Here is a 14,175-nt window from a genome sequence, read left to right as displayed (position 1 = left end):
TTAGCGGTAAGGCGATAATAAAATAAAAAAATCCGGCAACCCCAATATGAATTTGCCGGATGATACGATTTAGTCGGCCTGATAAGCATTGCGCCATCAGGCCTGCTGCATGAATTTACTCGTCAATTAAAGCAGTTCGAATTCGCCCTGCTTCACTCTGGCGGAATCCACACCGATAAAGACGTTAAACTTGCCAGGCTCTGCATCGTATTTCATCTGCTGATTCCAGAATTTGAGCGCTTCAATATCAATCGGGAAGCTGACGGTCTGGGTTTCACCTGGCTTAAGATTCACTTTTTCAAAACCTTTCAGCTGTTTTACCGGACGACTCATGGAGGCGGTCACATCCTGTAAATACATCTGAATCACCGTTGCACCTTCGCGCTTGCCGGTGTTGGTCACCTGCACGCTGGCCGTCACGGTTCCGTCACGCTTCATCGTCGGAGAAGAGAGCTTCACATCAGAAACCGTAAACGTGGTGTAGCTCAGGCCATAACCAAAGGGATACAACGGACCATTGGCTTCATCAAAGTAGCGCGACGTGTACTTGTTCGGCTTATCGGCGTTATACGGACGACCGGTATTGAGATGGCTGTAATAGACCGGGATCTGTCCAACAGAGCGCGGGAAAGACATCGGCAGCTTGCCTGACGGATTGTAATCACCAAACAGCACATCGGCGATGGCGTTACCGCCTTCCGTCCCGGCAAACCAGGTTTCGAGGATCGCATCGGCTTGTTGATCTTCCTTAACCAGCGCCAGCGGACGACCGTTCATCAACACCAGAACCAGAGGTTTACCCGTGGCTTTCAGCGCAGCAATCAGGTCACGCTGACTTTGCGGAATGGTGATATCGGTGCGGCTGGATGCTTCATGCGCCATGCCCTGCGCTTCACCGACTACCGCGACAACCACATCTGATTGCTTCGCGGCGTTAACGGCTTCATCGATCATCGCCTGCGGCGAACGCGGGTCAACCTTCACCGCTTCTTCATACAGGTTGAGGAAATCGACAATGCCTTTATCGTTGGTGATATTCGCCCCTTTGGCGTACAGCACTTTGCCCTGATCGCCGACGGCATTTTTAATCCCCGTCAGTACCGTTACCGACTGATCGGCAACACCAGCGGCGGACCAACTGCCCATCACATCACGCTTGCTGTCGGCCAGCGGACCGACAACCGCCACGGTGGCGGATTTTTTCAGCGGCAACGTTTCCAGACGGTTTTTCAGCAGCACCAGGCTTTCGCGTGCCACTTCACGCGCCTCTTTGCGATGCAAACGGCTTTCTGCGTTGGTGTCCTGTGGGTCAGATTCTTTGGCTCCCAGATGGCTGTACGGATCGTTAAACAGCCCCATATCATATTTCACGTTCAGCACGTGGCGCGCGGCGTCGTCCAGCTCCGCCATCGTCACTTTACCGGATTTAATCAAGCCCGGCAGATATTTGCTGTAATACTCATCGCTCATACTCATGTTGATGCCGGACTTGATCGCCACACGCACCGCATCCTCAGGATCGGAGGCGGTACCGTGCTTAATCAGTTCCTTAATCGCGCCGTGATCGGAAACGGTAATCCCCTTAAAGCCCCATTCATCTCGCAGCACGTCTTTTAACAGCCAGGCGTCTGAGGTTGCAGGCGTACCGTTTAGCGAATTAAGCCCCACCATCACCGCACCGCTACCGGCGTCCAGCCCGGCTTTATACGGTGGCATATAGTCGTTGAACAGACGCTGTGGGCTCATATCGACGGTGTTATATTCCTTGCCACCTTCAACCGCGCCATAGGCGGCGAAGTGCTTGACGCTGGTCATCACCGAATAGCGATCCGCCGGGCTTTTCCCCTGCATCGCTTCCACCATGGTTTTACCCATCGTAGCCGTTAAATACGTGTCTTCACCAAAACCTTCTGAAGCACGGCCCCAGCGCGGATCGCGAGAGACATCGACCATTGGGGCCCAGGTCATATTCAGACCATCATCGGCAGCTTCATACGCGGAAATACGGCCAACGGTTCTGACCGCATCGAGATTAAAAGAGGATGCCAGGCCGAGACTTATCGGGAACACGGTACGCTGGCCGTGCAATACGTCGTAGGCAAAAAAGAGAGGAATTTTCAGGCGGCTGAGTTCCATCACCTGATCCTGCATTTTGCGGATATCCTGGCGCGTGACGGTGTTAAAAATTGCCCCAACCTGCCCGTCTTTGATCATCTCGCGGATGGCTTCTTTCGGGTTATCAGGCCCGACGCTTATCAAGCGTAGTTGCCCAATTTTCTCATCCACGGTCATCTGTTTAAGTAAATCGGTAACGAATGCATCCCGCGCTTCTGGCGTCAGAGGATGGTTACCAAACAGCGTGTCCGCCAGCGCTGGTTGCAACGCCAGACTCACCGCGACACCTACAGAACATAGCCATTTCATGTTGATTCTCTCTTTATTTTTTCCCGACCAGGCAGCGAAAATATAACAAAAACCGCAGTTTGCCGTAAGACTAAACGGGAGTGATAAAGAAAGCTAAGGTTATTCTCCTAATTTTCAAAACCAGCGCGAATCAGTAGAAGACGAACCAGAGACAATATGAATGAGAAAGCGTATTGTCATACAAAGCGCTATGCTTGTTCCTGATATTGAGTCCCACCACAAGGAGTGGAGAATGTCTTCCATTACAACAGATAATAAAGCTTTCCTGAATGAACTGACCCGTCTGGTAGGTCATTCACACCTGCTCACAGACCCTGCTAAAACCGCCCGCTATCGCAAGGGATTCCGCTCCGGTCAGGGCGATGCACTCGCCGTGGTGTTCCCTGGCTCGCTTTTAGAACTGTGGCGCGTCCTCAACGCTTGCGTCGCCGCAGATAAAATTATCCTGATGCAGGCCGCCAACACTGGCCTGACCGAAGGCTCTACGCCGAGCGGTAATGATTACGATCGCGAGATTGTCATTATCAGCACCCTGCGCCTTGATAAGCTGCACGTCATCGGCAAAGGCGAACAGGTGCTGGCCTATCCCGGCACCACGCTTTATTCACTGGAAAAAGCGCTCAAACCGTTTGGCCGCGAGCCGCATTCAGTGATCGGATCTTCCTGTATCGGCGCTTCAGTGATTGGCGGTATTTGTAACAACTCCGGCGGCTCGCTGGTTCAGCGCGGTCCGGCATACACGGAGATGTCGCTGTTTGCGCGTATTGACGAGCAGGGTAAATTACAGCTGGTTAACCATCTGGGTATCGAACTGGGCCAGACCCCGGAACAGATCCTTAGCAAACTTGATGACGACCGTATCAAAGATGACGATGTGCGCCACGATGGACGTCATGCACACGATCACGACTACGTTACCCGCGTCAGAGATATTGAGGCGGACACGCCCGCTCGCTATAACGCCGATCCGGATCGGTTGTTTGAATCATCCGGTTGTGCAGGCAAGCTCGCGGTTTTTGCGGTGCGTCTGGACACCTTCGAAGCCGAAAAAAACCAGCAGGTCTTTTACATCGGTACCAACCAGCCAGAGGTGCTGACGGAGATCCGCCGTCATATTTTGGCAAAATTTGAGCATCTGCCGGTCGCCGGTGAATATATGCACCGCGATATTTATGACATCGCTGAGCAATACGGCAAAGATACGTTTCTGATGATCGACAAGCTCGGCACCGACAAAATGCCGTTCTTCTTCACCCTGAAAGGTCGCACCGATGCGATGCTGGAAAAAGTGAAAATTTTCCGTCCGCATTTCACCGATCGGGCAATGCAGAAATTTGGCCATTTGTTCCCCAGCCACTTACCCGCGCGCATGAAAAGCTGGCGCGATAAGTATGAACATCACCTGCTGTTAAAAATGGCCGGTGGCGGCGTGGCTGAAGCGCAAAACTGGCTAAGCGAGTTTTTCAAAACCGCTGAAGGCGACTTCTTTGCCTGTACGCCGGAAGAAGGCAGCAAGGCGTTTTTGCATCGCTTTGCGGCGGCTGGCGCGGCTATACGTTATCAGGCCGTGCATGCCGATGAAGTGGAAGATATTCTGGCGCTGGATATCGCGCTACGCCGTAACGATACCGAATGGTACGAGCATCTGCCTGCAGAGATCGACAGCCAACTGGTGCACAAACTCTATTACGGTCACTTTATGTGCTACGTCTTCCATCAGGATTACATTGTGAAAAAAGGCGTGGACGCGCATGCGCTGAAAGAGCAGATGCTGGAACTCCTGCGCGAGCGTGGGGCGCAGTATCCGGCAGAGCACAACGTCGGGCATCTGTATCAGGCGCCGGAAACCTTGACCCGTTTTTACCGTGAGAACGATCCCACCAACAGTATGAATCCGGGTATTGGGAAAACGAGTAAGCAGAAGTTCTGGAAAGAGTCGTAAACCAAAAAAAAGATAAGCGCCACCGGGCATGTTGCCGGGGGCGCTTCGCTTGCCCGGCCTACAGCCACATTAGTTTTGTGCAGGCCGGATAAGACGTCTTGTTTAATCGTTCTGTGCGGTTTGCTCGCCCGTCGCCGAACCTGCCGCCGCCATCTGCGCGGCTTTTTGCTTTTTATAGCTCAGCGCCGCCGCCGGAACCGGCATCACCTTGCCCGTTTCGATCCAGGTACGTAAACGGCTGGCATCGGCAAAGTGGGTATATTTACCGAACGCATCCATCACCACCAGCGCCACCGGTTTGTTATTGATCACCGTGCGCATCACCAGACAGTGTCCTGCCGCATTGGTAAACCCGGTTTTGGTTAACTGAATATTCCAGTTATCGCGGTATACCAGATGGTTGGTGTTACGGAATGGCAGCGTATAAGCCGGGTTGGCAAAGGTCGCCATATCTTCACGCGTGGTGCTTAACTGGCCAATCAGCGGATACTGCTTGCTGGCGATCAGCAGCTTAGTTAAATCACGAGCGGTCGATACGTTATGAATCGATAAGCCAGTTGGTTCCACAAAGCGAGTCTGAGTCATGCCGAGCGCTTTCGCTTTGGCATTCATGGCCTTAATAAACGCGTTATAACCGCCAGGGTAATGATGCGCCAGGCTCGCCGCCGCACGGTTTTCTGATGACATCAGCGCCAGCAACAGCATGTCTTTACGGCTAATTTCACTGTTCAGTCGCACACGAGAGTAGATGCCTTTCATTTCCGGCGTCTGACTGATATCAACTTTCAGTTTCTCATCCAACGGCAGTCGTGCATCAAGCACCACCATCGCGGTCATTAATTTGGTAATCGACGCAATCGGACGCACAAGGTCCGGGTGGTTCGAATAGATAACTTTGTTGGTATTCAGATCAACAATCATCGCGCTACCGGACGCTATCTCAGGTTGAGAAGCCGCTGCGGTAGTTGCCGTTTTAGCCACGGCTTGGGGTGCAAAAGGAACGGCCAGCACCAGGGCAAGGCTTAATAATGAAACTCGGAATTTCAGCATGATGAGATTTCTGATAATGGTTCACGCACGTCACAACGCACACCGCCAGAGACTAAGTATTATCTCAAGCTAGCTCAGGCATCATAGCGATCCAGCAGGTTTGCCGCCACAGGAGAATCGTCTCGAAATGCTGCGTTGCTGACTTTTACGTCAACAACGCAGCGCAGACAGGTTTATCCGTCAGAATAACCGATAGCCGTAACCCCACAGGATTACCGTAATCGCCAGCAGAACTTCCAGTACCAGCACACCGATCGCCAGCGTCGAACTGGAAAAGCTCAGGCCTTCCTCTTTAGAGATATTCAGGAACGTCGGTATGCCGAGATAAAGTAAATAGCCGGTGTAAAATAGCGCGATCGTTCCTACTAATGCACACAGCCAGACCAGCGGATAAAGTGCGACCAATCCGCTTAAAAACAGCGGCGTCGCGACATATCCTGCAAAGACCATACAGTGGGCCAACGACGGACGCTGCGGGTAATTACGTGCCATCCACCAGATAACCCGGCCCATGACAGCGACGCCTGCCAGCATGACCCCGTAAAACAGAATTGCCATCGCAAATCCGGTCAACAGAGATAACTTCAGGATATTGCCATCGCCAAAATTCCAACCGATTTGCGTTGTACCGATAAACGCGCAAACAACCGGGATTGCCGCCATCAGCAGTACATGGTGGGTATAGTGATGCGAAACACTTTCGTTTTCGCTGTTGATCACGTGCATTTCACGATCGGGATGGGAAAACAGCCCCCAGACATGGTTCATACCGCCCCCTTCTTGTCAGCTCCGGACCTCAACACTTCAAGTATAATTCAGCTTTTGATTATTTTATGTACACATGAAAAATACCGAAGCGCCGGGTTGTGCTTTTCCGGCATCAAATATTCATTGGGTGTATGCTATGACCAGTGGAGGTCATACAACGTATGGATATAACGCATTATGTTGCGCAATACGGCTATGCTGCGTTAATCATCGGCAGCCTGGCAGAAGGTGAAACCATTACCCTGTTAGGCGGCGTCGTGGCGCATCAGGGAGTCCTGAAATTCCCGCTGGTGGTGCTCTCGGTCGCGCTGGGTGGGATGATTGGCGATCAGTTGCTCTATTTACTCGGACGTCGTTTTGGCGGCAAAATTCTGCGTCGTTTCTCGCGCCATCAGGCGAAAATTCATTATGCGCAGAAAATGATCCAACGACGTCCTTACCTGTTTGTTGTCGGTACTCGCTTTATGTACGGCTTTCGCGTTATTGGTCCCTTACTGATTGGCGCCAGTCACCTGCCGCCGAAGATCTTTTTACCGCTGAATATTCTTGGCGCGTTTGTCTGGGCATTGCTATTTACCACCCTCGGCTACGTCGGTGGTGAAGTGATCGCGCCGTGGCTGCACAGCCTCGACCAGCATATCAAGCATGGCATCTGGCTGGTGCTGGTTATCGGGATAGTCGCGGGCGTCCGCTGGTGGATGAAACGTCGAAGCACGCGTAAAGCGCAATGAAGATGGCCCGACAGCGGAACACCGGCGGGCCGAACAATCAGGATGCGTGATAACCGCCACCCAGCGCGCTGGTCAACTGGATTGAGGCATCCAGCCACTGTCCTTGTAAAAGCAGACCGTTGCACTGCTCACGTAATGCCGGGATCTTTGCCTCGCTGACCCTGGAACCCGCAATAATACCTGCATTAAAGCGCGCCTGCGCCAGCCCCACTACGCGCTGAGCGTCATGTTCAATCTGCTGCTGATGCTGATTTTTCTGCGCCAGTGTTTCTACCTGCGATGCCGCACGTGCCACGTCATTCACCGCATCCACCACAGCTTTGTTGTAATTCGCCACCGTCAGGTTACTTTGCGCTTTCGTAATATCGAGATTCGCATTCAGTCTGCCGCTGTCAAAGATAGGCAGCGTCAGCCCGGCGGTTACACCCATTTGCTGCGCGGAATGGCGGAACAGGTCACTCAGATGTAACGCATCCTGTTGTAAAAATGCCATCAGATTCACATCGGGATAAAACGCCGCTTTCGCCGCATCAATGCTGCTCAGCGATGACTCAATGTACCAGTGTGCCGCCTGCAAATCTGGTCGACGGGCCAGAAGCGAGTAGCCCAATTGGGATGGGAGCTGACTTTCAACCACGGGCAGTTTGGTCGAATGGAGCTTCAGGGCAACGGACTGCGAGTTGCTCAACGCGCTTAGGCGCGCCTCAATCACCTTCATTTTACCGCTGACATCGTTCAGCTGCTGCTCTGTTTTGCTGGAATCGATATCGGTTTCAACACCTTCCACCGAAGAAGTGAGGCCGTTTTGATATAGCTGACGATCGACGGTTATCACATTTTGCTGCTCGCTTTCGATTTGCGTCAACACGGTTTTCAGCGCGGCCTGCGTCTGCCATTCCCAGTAAAGACGGGAGACACCGCTCGCCAGCAGCTGTCGGGTTTGCTCGCGCTCAGCCTCACGCGCCTTAACGGTCCCTATACGCGCAGTCACTTCGGCCCGATTCTTACCCCACAGATCCAGATTCCAGCCTGCAGTTAAACCAAAGGTACCGTTGGTGTACCACGGCCCCGTGGTTCCTGCTGCGGGATCGGTTATGGCGAAAGGTCCCATCAGCCCTTCGGCTGACATTTTCTGACGCTCAACGTCTGCGGAGAAGTCGATCTCCGGGCCATCCTGCGCTTCCACGGCCTTAGCCTGCGCCTCCGCCAGTTGAATGCGCTGTTCCGCGACCTGCATATCAGGAGAATTTCGCAACGTGCTGTCAATCAACGCATTAAGCTGGGGGTCGTGATATGCCTTCCACCACTGGCTGTCCGGCCAGCCATTTTTTAACGCGGCAGGCAATGTGGTATCGACATTTGCGGCAGGCGTCTGCTGTGACAGAGACTGGCGGTCATCATGCATCGGCGCGCAGCCAGACATCAGAACAAAAAGCGGCAACAATGCCGTCGTGACAAACACAGAATTACGATTCATGGAGATATACAGGTAAGAAAAGATGTGCAGAGATTACGACTTGTCGCTGTTGCTTTTTTAGTTACGCGTGGCAATACATCTTTGGCAATAAAAATATATAATCAGAAAAATATACACCTCGTGAATAATATAGATTAAATAATTTTAATAATTAATGGATGGAGATGTTATGTCACAGAATATCTATGACGATCCTGAGTTCTTTGCCGGATATGCCACGCTGGATCGTTCAGTAAAGGGACTCGACGGTGCGCCAGAATGGCCGACAATACAAGCGATGCTCCCCTCTCTTCAAGGCAAAAACATTCTTGATTTGGGCTGTGGATATGGTTGGTTTTGCCGCTACGCGCGCGATAATCAGGCAGCCAGCGTAATGGGACTGGATATTTCACAAAAGATGTTAACCCAGGCACACAGTATGACTCAGGGTAATGGCATCGTTTATCAGCGTGAAGATCTCGAAACGCTAACCCTGTCCCCAAATTCTTTTGACCTGGTTTATAGCTCGCTTGCCCTGCACTATTTGCACGATATAGAACGATTATTCGTAACCATTTACCAGTCATTAACACCAGGCGGTATGTTAGTTTTCTCTGCCGAGCATCCAATTTATACCGCACCGCTTAATCAGGGCTGGATAAAAGATAAAACCGGGCAGCTGTCCTGGCCGGTTAATCATTATCAGCAGGAAGGTGAGCGCATCAGTAACTGGTTTGCTGAAGGCGTCAAAAAACAGCACCGTAAGCTGGCGACCTGGATTAATGCGCTGATTGCCGCCGGATTCGAGATCGTTTGTCTCGATGAATGGGGACCTTCCGGGCAACAGATTGCTGAAAACCCGGCTTTAGATGAAGAAAAAGAGCGGCCGATGGTGTTTCTGCTCAGCGCACGTAAACCAGCATAACAACGCCCCCAGGCAGAATGATTGATACTTTCCTATACTCAATCTGAACTTACCAAAAAAAGGAAAGTTAATGAAAATTCTGCTGTGGGTAATTCTGATTATTTTTCTGATTGGGCTATTGGTGGTAACAGGCGTGTTTAAGATGATTTTCTGATGTCGTCATTTCGCCCAGGCCTGATAGCAGAAATCTCAGGCTATTATTCTCTCTGATGCCGGATGGCGGCGTAAACGCCTTATCCGGCCTACTGGAGCTGAGATCAGGCAGTAATCTCGATAGCCTGAATCGCTCGTGCGATATCCGGCGAATTATTTAACGCACGAATTTCCTGAAACAGTTCTGTTGCCTCTGAATATTCTTTGCGCAAATACCCTAACCACTGCTTAATCCGCGCTACATGATACAGCCCGGTGTCCCCCTGCTTTTCAAGGCGGGTATATTTTTGCAACAGCGTCACGACTTCAGGCCACGGCATACGCGGCTCGTTGTATTTCACCACGCGGCTCAGGTTCGGAATATTTAATGCGCCACGTCCGATCATCACCGCATCGCATCCGCTGATGGCCATACAATCCTGGGCGCTCTGCCAGTCCCAGATTTCGCCATTCGCAATAACCGGAATGGTCAGCCGCTGGCGGATCTCGCCAATCGCCTGCCAGTTAATATGTTCGGCCTTGTAGCCCTGCTCTTTGGTTCGGCCATGCACCGCCAGTTCGCTGGCACCGGCCTGCTGGACGGCATCGGCAATTTCAAACTGCCGGTCGCTGTTGTCCCAGCCCAGACGAACTTTCACCGTCACCGGAAGATGAGCCGGGACCGCCTCACGCATAGCTTTTGCGCCCCGGTAGATAAGCTCAGGATCTTTCAATAACGTTGCGCCACCGCCGCTACCGTTCACCAGCTTCGACGGACAGCCGCAGTTCAGATCGACACCGTACGAGCCCAGTTCTACCGCGCGTGCGGCATTCTCCGCCAGCCACTGCGAATACTGTCCTAACAGCTGAATGCGAACCAACGTGCCGGATGGCGTCCGGCTGTTATTATGCAGTTCCGGGCAGAGTCGATGAAATACTTTTGCCGGCAGGAGCTGATCCACCACGCGCACAAACTCGGTGATGCACAGATCGTAATCATTCACTTCAGTCAGCAGCTCGCGCACCAGTGAGTCGAGCACGCCTTCCATCGGCGCCAGTAAAACACGCATATCGTCACCCGCAAAAAAAGAGGCGCTATGGTAGCGCCTCCGTTCGGGAGATTAAAGAGGCTCAGCGCGGCAACAGGCAGTTATCTTCTTTCCAACCGTACAGCCATTCCATACCGCGATAAAACTCCGCCTGCGATTTGTCTTTCCACAGCAGATTACGCACCTGCCGCTCGACGCCTGCGGCATGGTAGACACGGCCCATTTCACGCGTTGACCAGACGATGCGTGCGGTACGCGGAATACGCACCGACTCATACAGCGCAAAGGCAGCAGCCGCATCGCCATCACACTGCTGTAGCGCTTTACCGAGCGTTACCGCGTCTTCCAACGCCATACAGGCACCCTGCGCCATATATTGCGCCACCGGGTGCGCGGCGTCTCCCACCAGCGTGATGCGGTCGGTTCCCCATTTTTCTACCGGCTCGCGGTCGGCGGTGGACCAGCGCCGCCATGATGTCGGTTTATCCAGCATCTGGCGCGGGCGCGGATGGATACCCGCAAAATAGGAGAGCACTTCCTCTTTGCTGCCATCCTTCACGCCCCACTCTTCCTGCTGACGACTGTGGAAGGTCACCACCAGGTTATACTGCTTACCTCCGCGCAGCGGATAGTGCACCAGGTGACAGTGTGGTCCGGCCCACAGCACCGGTGCGTTAATGCGTAAATCTTCCGGCATATCATCACAATCAATCACGGCGCGATAGACCACGTGTCCGGTAACCCGTGGCGCATCGCCAATCAGAGACTGACGAACGACCGATTTTACACCGTCACAGCCCACCAAAATATCCGCCGTCCAGCTGTTGCCGTGCTCATCAAATACCGTCACGTCATTCTCTGTCTGGCGAATATCAACCACGTTAGTTGAAGTGCGATACTCAACGTTAGGATGCACCAGCGCCGCTTCCCAAACGCTGGCGTGAATATCAACCCGATGGATAACCGCATAAGGACCGCCAAAGTGATCGCGGAACGCCTGCCCGGTTTCAATGCGCACAACCTCTTTTGCGTTTACCGCATCCATCATCGTGATGTGATCGGTAAAAACAGCACGCTGACGGGCGACTTCCCCCACGCCAAGGCTGTCCAGAGCAGAGAATGCATTCGGCCCGAGCTGAATACCCGCGCCAATTTCACCAATCTCGTGCGCTTTCTCCAGCAACATCACTTTAATGCCCTGACGGGCCAGCGATAGCGCGGTTGCCGCGCCGCCAATCCCGCCACCCACGATAATTGCGCGTGTCACTTTAGCCATTGTCGTTCTCCTTATCAGGCTGGAATTTTATCTTGTTGATTCTCGGGCGCGGCGGCGATAAACGCCGGAAGCTGAGTACAGGCATCATATACCGCCTTACAGCGCGGATATCCGCTCAGATCGCAACCCATACGTAACGCATTCGCCCACTGTGGGATCAGACAGCAATCCGCCAGCGTCGGCGCATCACCTACGCAGAACTTACCCGAATGACTCTGGCGCAGCATCTGTTCCACCGCGCTTAACCCTTGCTGGATCCAGTGTGCATACCAGCGTTTTTTATCTTCTTCACTGACCTTTAACTCTTCGCTCAGGTAGCGCAGTACCCGCATGTTATTCACCGGGTGGATATCACAGGCGATGGCATAGACAATTTCCAGCACCTTACTGCGCACCGGGAAGTGGGCTGGCAGCAGCGGCGTTTGCGGAAAGTGGCCATCCAGCCAGTCAATTATTGCCAGCGACTGCCCAAGTGATTCTCCGTCATCGGTCACCAGCGTCGGCACCAGTCCCACCGGGTTCATCCGTCGGTAGGCCAGTTCGTTCTGCTGACCAATGCGAATGTTGACGCCCACCGTCTGGTAATCCAGCCCCTTCAGCGCCAGCGCAATGCGCACCCGATATGACGCCGAGCTATTAAAGAAACTGTACAGCTTCATCATCCACCTCAGACAATCTTCACGGCGATGGGGGTTAAACCGTCTACGTTTCCGGTGATCACATCCCCTTTCACTACCGCCCCCACGCCTTCAGGGGTACCGGTGTAGATCAGATCGCCCGGCTGCAGTTCGAAGAAGCCAGACAGATAGCTGATGGTTTCATTCACAGACCAGATGAGGTGGCGAATATCGCTACGCTGATGATCGTCGCCGTTGACCTGCAACCAGATTGGCGCATGGTTAACATCCACACTTTCGCTGGCTTTATGCAGCGGCGCGATGGGCGCGGAGAGATCAAACGCTTTGCCAATTTCCCACGGACGCCCCATCTGGCGCATCTCCATCTGCCGATCACGGCGAGTCATATCCAGACCGGTGGCATAGCCCCAGATATATTCGTGCGCTTTTTCCAGCGGAATATCACTGCCCTTTTTGCCAATCGCCACCACCAGCTCTATCTCATAGTGATAGTTATCGGTTTGCGATGGGTACGGCAGTTCGAGGGTCTGACCAGCCGCCACCGGGACTACCGCATCGGCAGGTTTACAGAAAAAGAACGGCGGTTCGCGATCCGGATCAAAGCCCATTTCACGGGCATGAGCGGCATAGTTACGGCCCACACAGTAAACTCGGCGCACAGGAAATTGTTCATCACAGCCAACAACCGGAACGGTAACAGGCGCTTGTGGTTCAAATACGTATTGCGTCATTTTCTCTCTCCCAAATTAATAACGTGCTTCGCGGAACAACCCCAGCGCTTCCTGAACCGGTCTGTCCGAAAAACTGAATAAGACGGTATCTTCGCGGGTCTGGAACGACACGCCGTGCCAGGTCGGCACCACAAAGATATCTTTTGGCGAAAAGTTGAAGGTCTCATTGCCGATGCTGACCTGCCCACTTCCTTCCACCACGTGGTAGATAGTGCTGTCGGTGGTACGCGCCATTCGTGAGGAAAAGCCCTGCGGCAACAGTTGCAGGAAGGTTCCCATTGAAGGCATGGGATAACCGCCGGTTACCGGGTTGACGTAACGCATCTTGTAACCGTCCCATTCATCGGCGTCACCCATGCGGGTCAGGTCATGCAGTGCCTCACGGCTGCGATCGTAGCGATAGTTAAAAATCGGCGATGAGTTACCTTTCTGATGACGCAGCGGCAGCATATTGGCCGCGTAGCGCGGTAAATAATCCCCTTCCTTGCGCGTGACCGGCTGCTGATCTTCCGGGTAGTCTTCCGCAAAGCCACAGCCCAGCAGGTTCACCAACGGCAGGTCCAGACCGTCCAGCCACACCACCGGTTCACTGCCCGGATTGCCGTGATCGTGCCAGCGCCACTGCGGCGTCAGAATAAAATCGCCTTCATGCATCTGGGTGCGCTCGCCATCCACGGCGGTAAATGCCCCTTTCCCTTCGACAATAAAGCGCAGCGCAGACTGGTTGTGGCGGTGACTCGGCGCAACCTCGCCCGGCATAATTAACTGCAATCCCGCGTACAGCGTTGGGGTGATTGAAGACTGTCCGCGCAGCATTGGGTTTTCCAGCACCAGCACGCGACGAATCGCCTCTTTCGCGCCAATCAGATTGCCACTTTCTAACAGTAGTGGACGGATCTCCTGATAGTTCCAGTACGCTGGCGCGCAATGTGCGTTCGGAGTTGGCGGCACCAGACGATGCAGCGACTCCCACAGCGGGGTCAGATTCTGCCCGGAAATATGCTGGTAAAACTGCTGACGGCTGTTCTTAACATCCTGATTCAGTTCAGACAT

Annotated in this window: 13 protein-coding genes; 4 read left to right on the top strand and 9 right to left on the bottom strand. The window is 53.2% G+C overall.

Annotation, left to right across the window (positions count from 1 at the left end):
* Positions 1-126 precede the first annotated feature (126 nt).
* Positions 127-2,424 (bottom strand): beta-glucosidase BglX, encoded by a 2,298-nt coding sequence (gene bglX / locus OGY71_RS13935; RefSeq protein WP_003834471.1) that lies wholly within the window; start codon positions 2,422-2,424, stop codon positions 127-129.
* Positions 2,425-2,656: 232 nt separating this feature from the next.
* On the opposite strand from bglX, the gene dld reads away from it, so the two are divergent.
* Positions 2,657-4,366 carry a D-lactate dehydrogenase gene (dld, locus tag OGY71_RS13930; RefSeq protein ID WP_063940511.1) on the top strand — a complete coding sequence of 570 codons (1,710 nt, stop codon included), beginning with the start codon at positions 2,657-2,659 and terminating at the stop codon, positions 4,364-4,366.
* 102 nt (positions 4,367-4,468) lie between these two features.
* Here dld and pbpG read toward each other — a convergent pair whose 3' ends face one another.
* Positions 4,469-5,416: a D-alanyl-D-alanine endopeptidase gene (gene pbpG / locus OGY71_RS13925; protein WP_003027363.1), complete on the bottom strand. Its 948-nt coding sequence runs from the start codon at positions 5,414-5,416 to the stop codon at positions 4,469-4,471.
* A gap of 180 nt (positions 5,417-5,596) precedes the next feature.
* A complete protein-coding gene (locus OGY71_RS13920; protein WP_003834475.1) occupies positions 5,597-6,184 on the bottom strand; it encodes a Yip1 family protein in 588 nt (195 codons plus the stop codon).
* 161 nt (positions 6,185-6,345) lie between these two features.
* Between OGY71_RS13920 and OGY71_RS13915 the strand changes: the two genes are divergently transcribed.
* Positions 6,346-6,915 carry a DedA family protein gene (locus OGY71_RS13915; RefSeq protein ID WP_003834476.1) on the top strand — a complete coding sequence of 190 codons (570 nt, stop codon included), beginning with the start codon at positions 6,346-6,348 and terminating at the stop codon, positions 6,913-6,915.
* A 37-nt stretch (positions 6,916-6,952) separates the two neighbouring features.
* Here OGY71_RS13915 and mdtQ read toward each other — a convergent pair whose 3' ends face one another.
* Positions 6,953-8,392 (bottom strand): multidrug resistance outer membrane protein MdtQ, encoded by a 1,440-nt coding sequence (gene mdtQ / locus OGY71_RS13910; RefSeq protein WP_063940513.1) that lies wholly within the window; start codon positions 8,390-8,392, stop codon positions 6,953-6,955.
* A gap of 169 nt (positions 8,393-8,561) precedes the next feature.
* Between mdtQ and OGY71_RS13905 the strand changes: the two genes are divergently transcribed.
* Positions 8,562-9,296, top strand: coding sequence for a class I SAM-dependent methyltransferase (locus OGY71_RS13905; protein WP_003834481.1), 735 nt, complete (start codon positions 8,562-8,564; stop codon positions 9,294-9,296).
* A 70-nt stretch (positions 9,297-9,366) separates the two neighbouring features.
* Positions 9,367-9,450, top strand: coding sequence for a small membrane protein YohP (gene yohP / locus OGY71_RS23315; RefSeq protein ID WP_015572324.1), 84 nt, complete (start codon positions 9,367-9,369; stop codon positions 9,448-9,450).
* Positions 9,451-9,553: 103 nt separating this feature from the next.
* Here yohP and dusC read toward each other — a convergent pair whose 3' ends face one another.
* From dusC to gtdA, 5 genes are all read right to left on the bottom strand, one after another.
* Positions 9,554-10,498: a tRNA dihydrouridine(16) synthase DusC gene (gene dusC, locus OGY71_RS13900; protein ID WP_286613418.1), complete on the bottom strand. Its 945-nt coding sequence runs from the start codon at positions 10,496-10,498 to the stop codon at positions 9,554-9,556.
* A 61-nt stretch (positions 10,499-10,559) separates the two neighbouring features.
* A complete protein-coding gene (locus OGY71_RS13895; protein ID WP_063940515.1) occupies positions 10,560-11,753 on the bottom strand; it encodes a 3-hydroxybenzoate 6-monooxygenase in 1,194 nt (397 codons plus the stop codon).
* 14 nt (positions 11,754-11,767) lie between these two features.
* Positions 11,768-12,412, bottom strand: a complete 645-nt coding sequence (maiA, locus tag OGY71_RS13890) for a maleylacetoacetate isomerase (protein WP_286613417.1) — start codon at positions 12,410-12,412, stop codon at positions 11,768-11,770.
* 8 nt (positions 12,413-12,420) lie between these two features.
* Positions 12,421-13,122 (bottom strand): fumarylacetoacetate hydrolase family protein, encoded by a 702-nt coding sequence (locus tag OGY71_RS13885; RefSeq protein ID WP_063940516.1) that lies wholly within the window; start codon positions 13,120-13,122, stop codon positions 12,421-12,423.
* A 15-nt stretch (positions 13,123-13,137) separates the two neighbouring features.
* Positions 13,138-14,175 carry a gentisate 1,2-dioxygenase gene (gene gtdA, locus OGY71_RS13880; protein ID WP_206159683.1) on the bottom strand — a complete coding sequence of 346 codons (1,038 nt, stop codon included), beginning with the start codon at positions 14,173-14,175 and terminating at the stop codon, positions 13,138-13,140.

Origin of the sequence: Citrobacter sp. Cpo109, assembly GCF_030332565.1 — a bacterium.
Lineage (GTDB): Bacteria > Pseudomonadota > Gammaproteobacteria > Enterobacterales > Enterobacteriaceae > Citrobacter > Citrobacter portucalensis.
The sequence above is the reverse complement of the archived record's forward strand: the minus strand, read 5'-3'. Positions and strand labels throughout refer to the sequence as shown.

What these genes read in the sequence shown, in the direction of transcription:
- bglX (WP_003834471.1), bottom strand. Translation starts at nt 2,424, where the DNA reads ATGAAATGGCTATGTTCTGTAGGTGTCGCGGTGAGTCTGGCGTTGCAA.
- dld (WP_063940511.1), top strand. Translation starts at nt 2,657, where the DNA reads ATGTCTTCCATTACAACAGATAATAAAGCTTTCCTGAATGAACTGACC.
- pbpG (WP_003027363.1), bottom strand. Translation starts at nt 5,416, where the DNA reads ATGCTGAAATTCCGAGTTTCATTATTAAGCCTTGCCCTGGTGCTGGCC.
- OGY71_RS13920 (WP_003834475.1), bottom strand. Translation starts at nt 6,184, where the DNA reads ATGAACCATGTCTGGGGGCTGTTTTCCCATCCCGATCGTGAAATGCAC.
- OGY71_RS13915 (WP_003834476.1), top strand. Translation starts at nt 6,346, where the DNA reads ATGGATATAACGCATTATGTTGCGCAATACGGCTATGCTGCGTTAATC.
- mdtQ (WP_063940513.1), bottom strand. Translation starts at nt 8,392, where the DNA reads ATGAATCGTAATTCTGTGTTTGTCACGACGGCATTGTTGCCGCTTTTT.
- OGY71_RS13905 (WP_003834481.1), top strand. Translation starts at nt 8,562, where the DNA reads ATGTCACAGAATATCTATGACGATCCTGAGTTCTTTGCCGGATATGCC.
- yohP (WP_015572324.1), top strand. Translation starts at nt 9,367, where the DNA reads ATGAAAATTCTGCTGTGGGTAATTCTGATTATTTTTCTGATTGGGCTA.
- dusC (WP_286613418.1), bottom strand. Translation starts at nt 10,498, where the DNA reads ATGCGTGTTTTACTGGCGCCGATGGAAGGCGTGCTCGACTCACTGGTG.
- OGY71_RS13895 (WP_063940515.1), bottom strand. Translation starts at nt 11,753, where the DNA reads ATGGCTAAAGTGACACGCGCAATTATCGTGGGTGGCGGGATTGGCGGC.
- maiA (WP_286613417.1), bottom strand. Translation starts at nt 12,412, where the DNA reads ATGAAGCTGTACAGTTTCTTTAATAGCTCGGCGTCATATCGGGTGCGC.
- OGY71_RS13885 (WP_063940516.1), bottom strand. Translation starts at nt 13,122, where the DNA reads ATGACGCAATACGTATTTGAACCACAAGCGCCTGTTACCGTTCCGGTT.
- gtdA (WP_206159683.1), bottom strand. Translation starts at nt 14,175, where the DNA reads ATGTCTGAACTGAATCAGGATGTTAAGAACAGCCGTCAGCAGTTTTAC.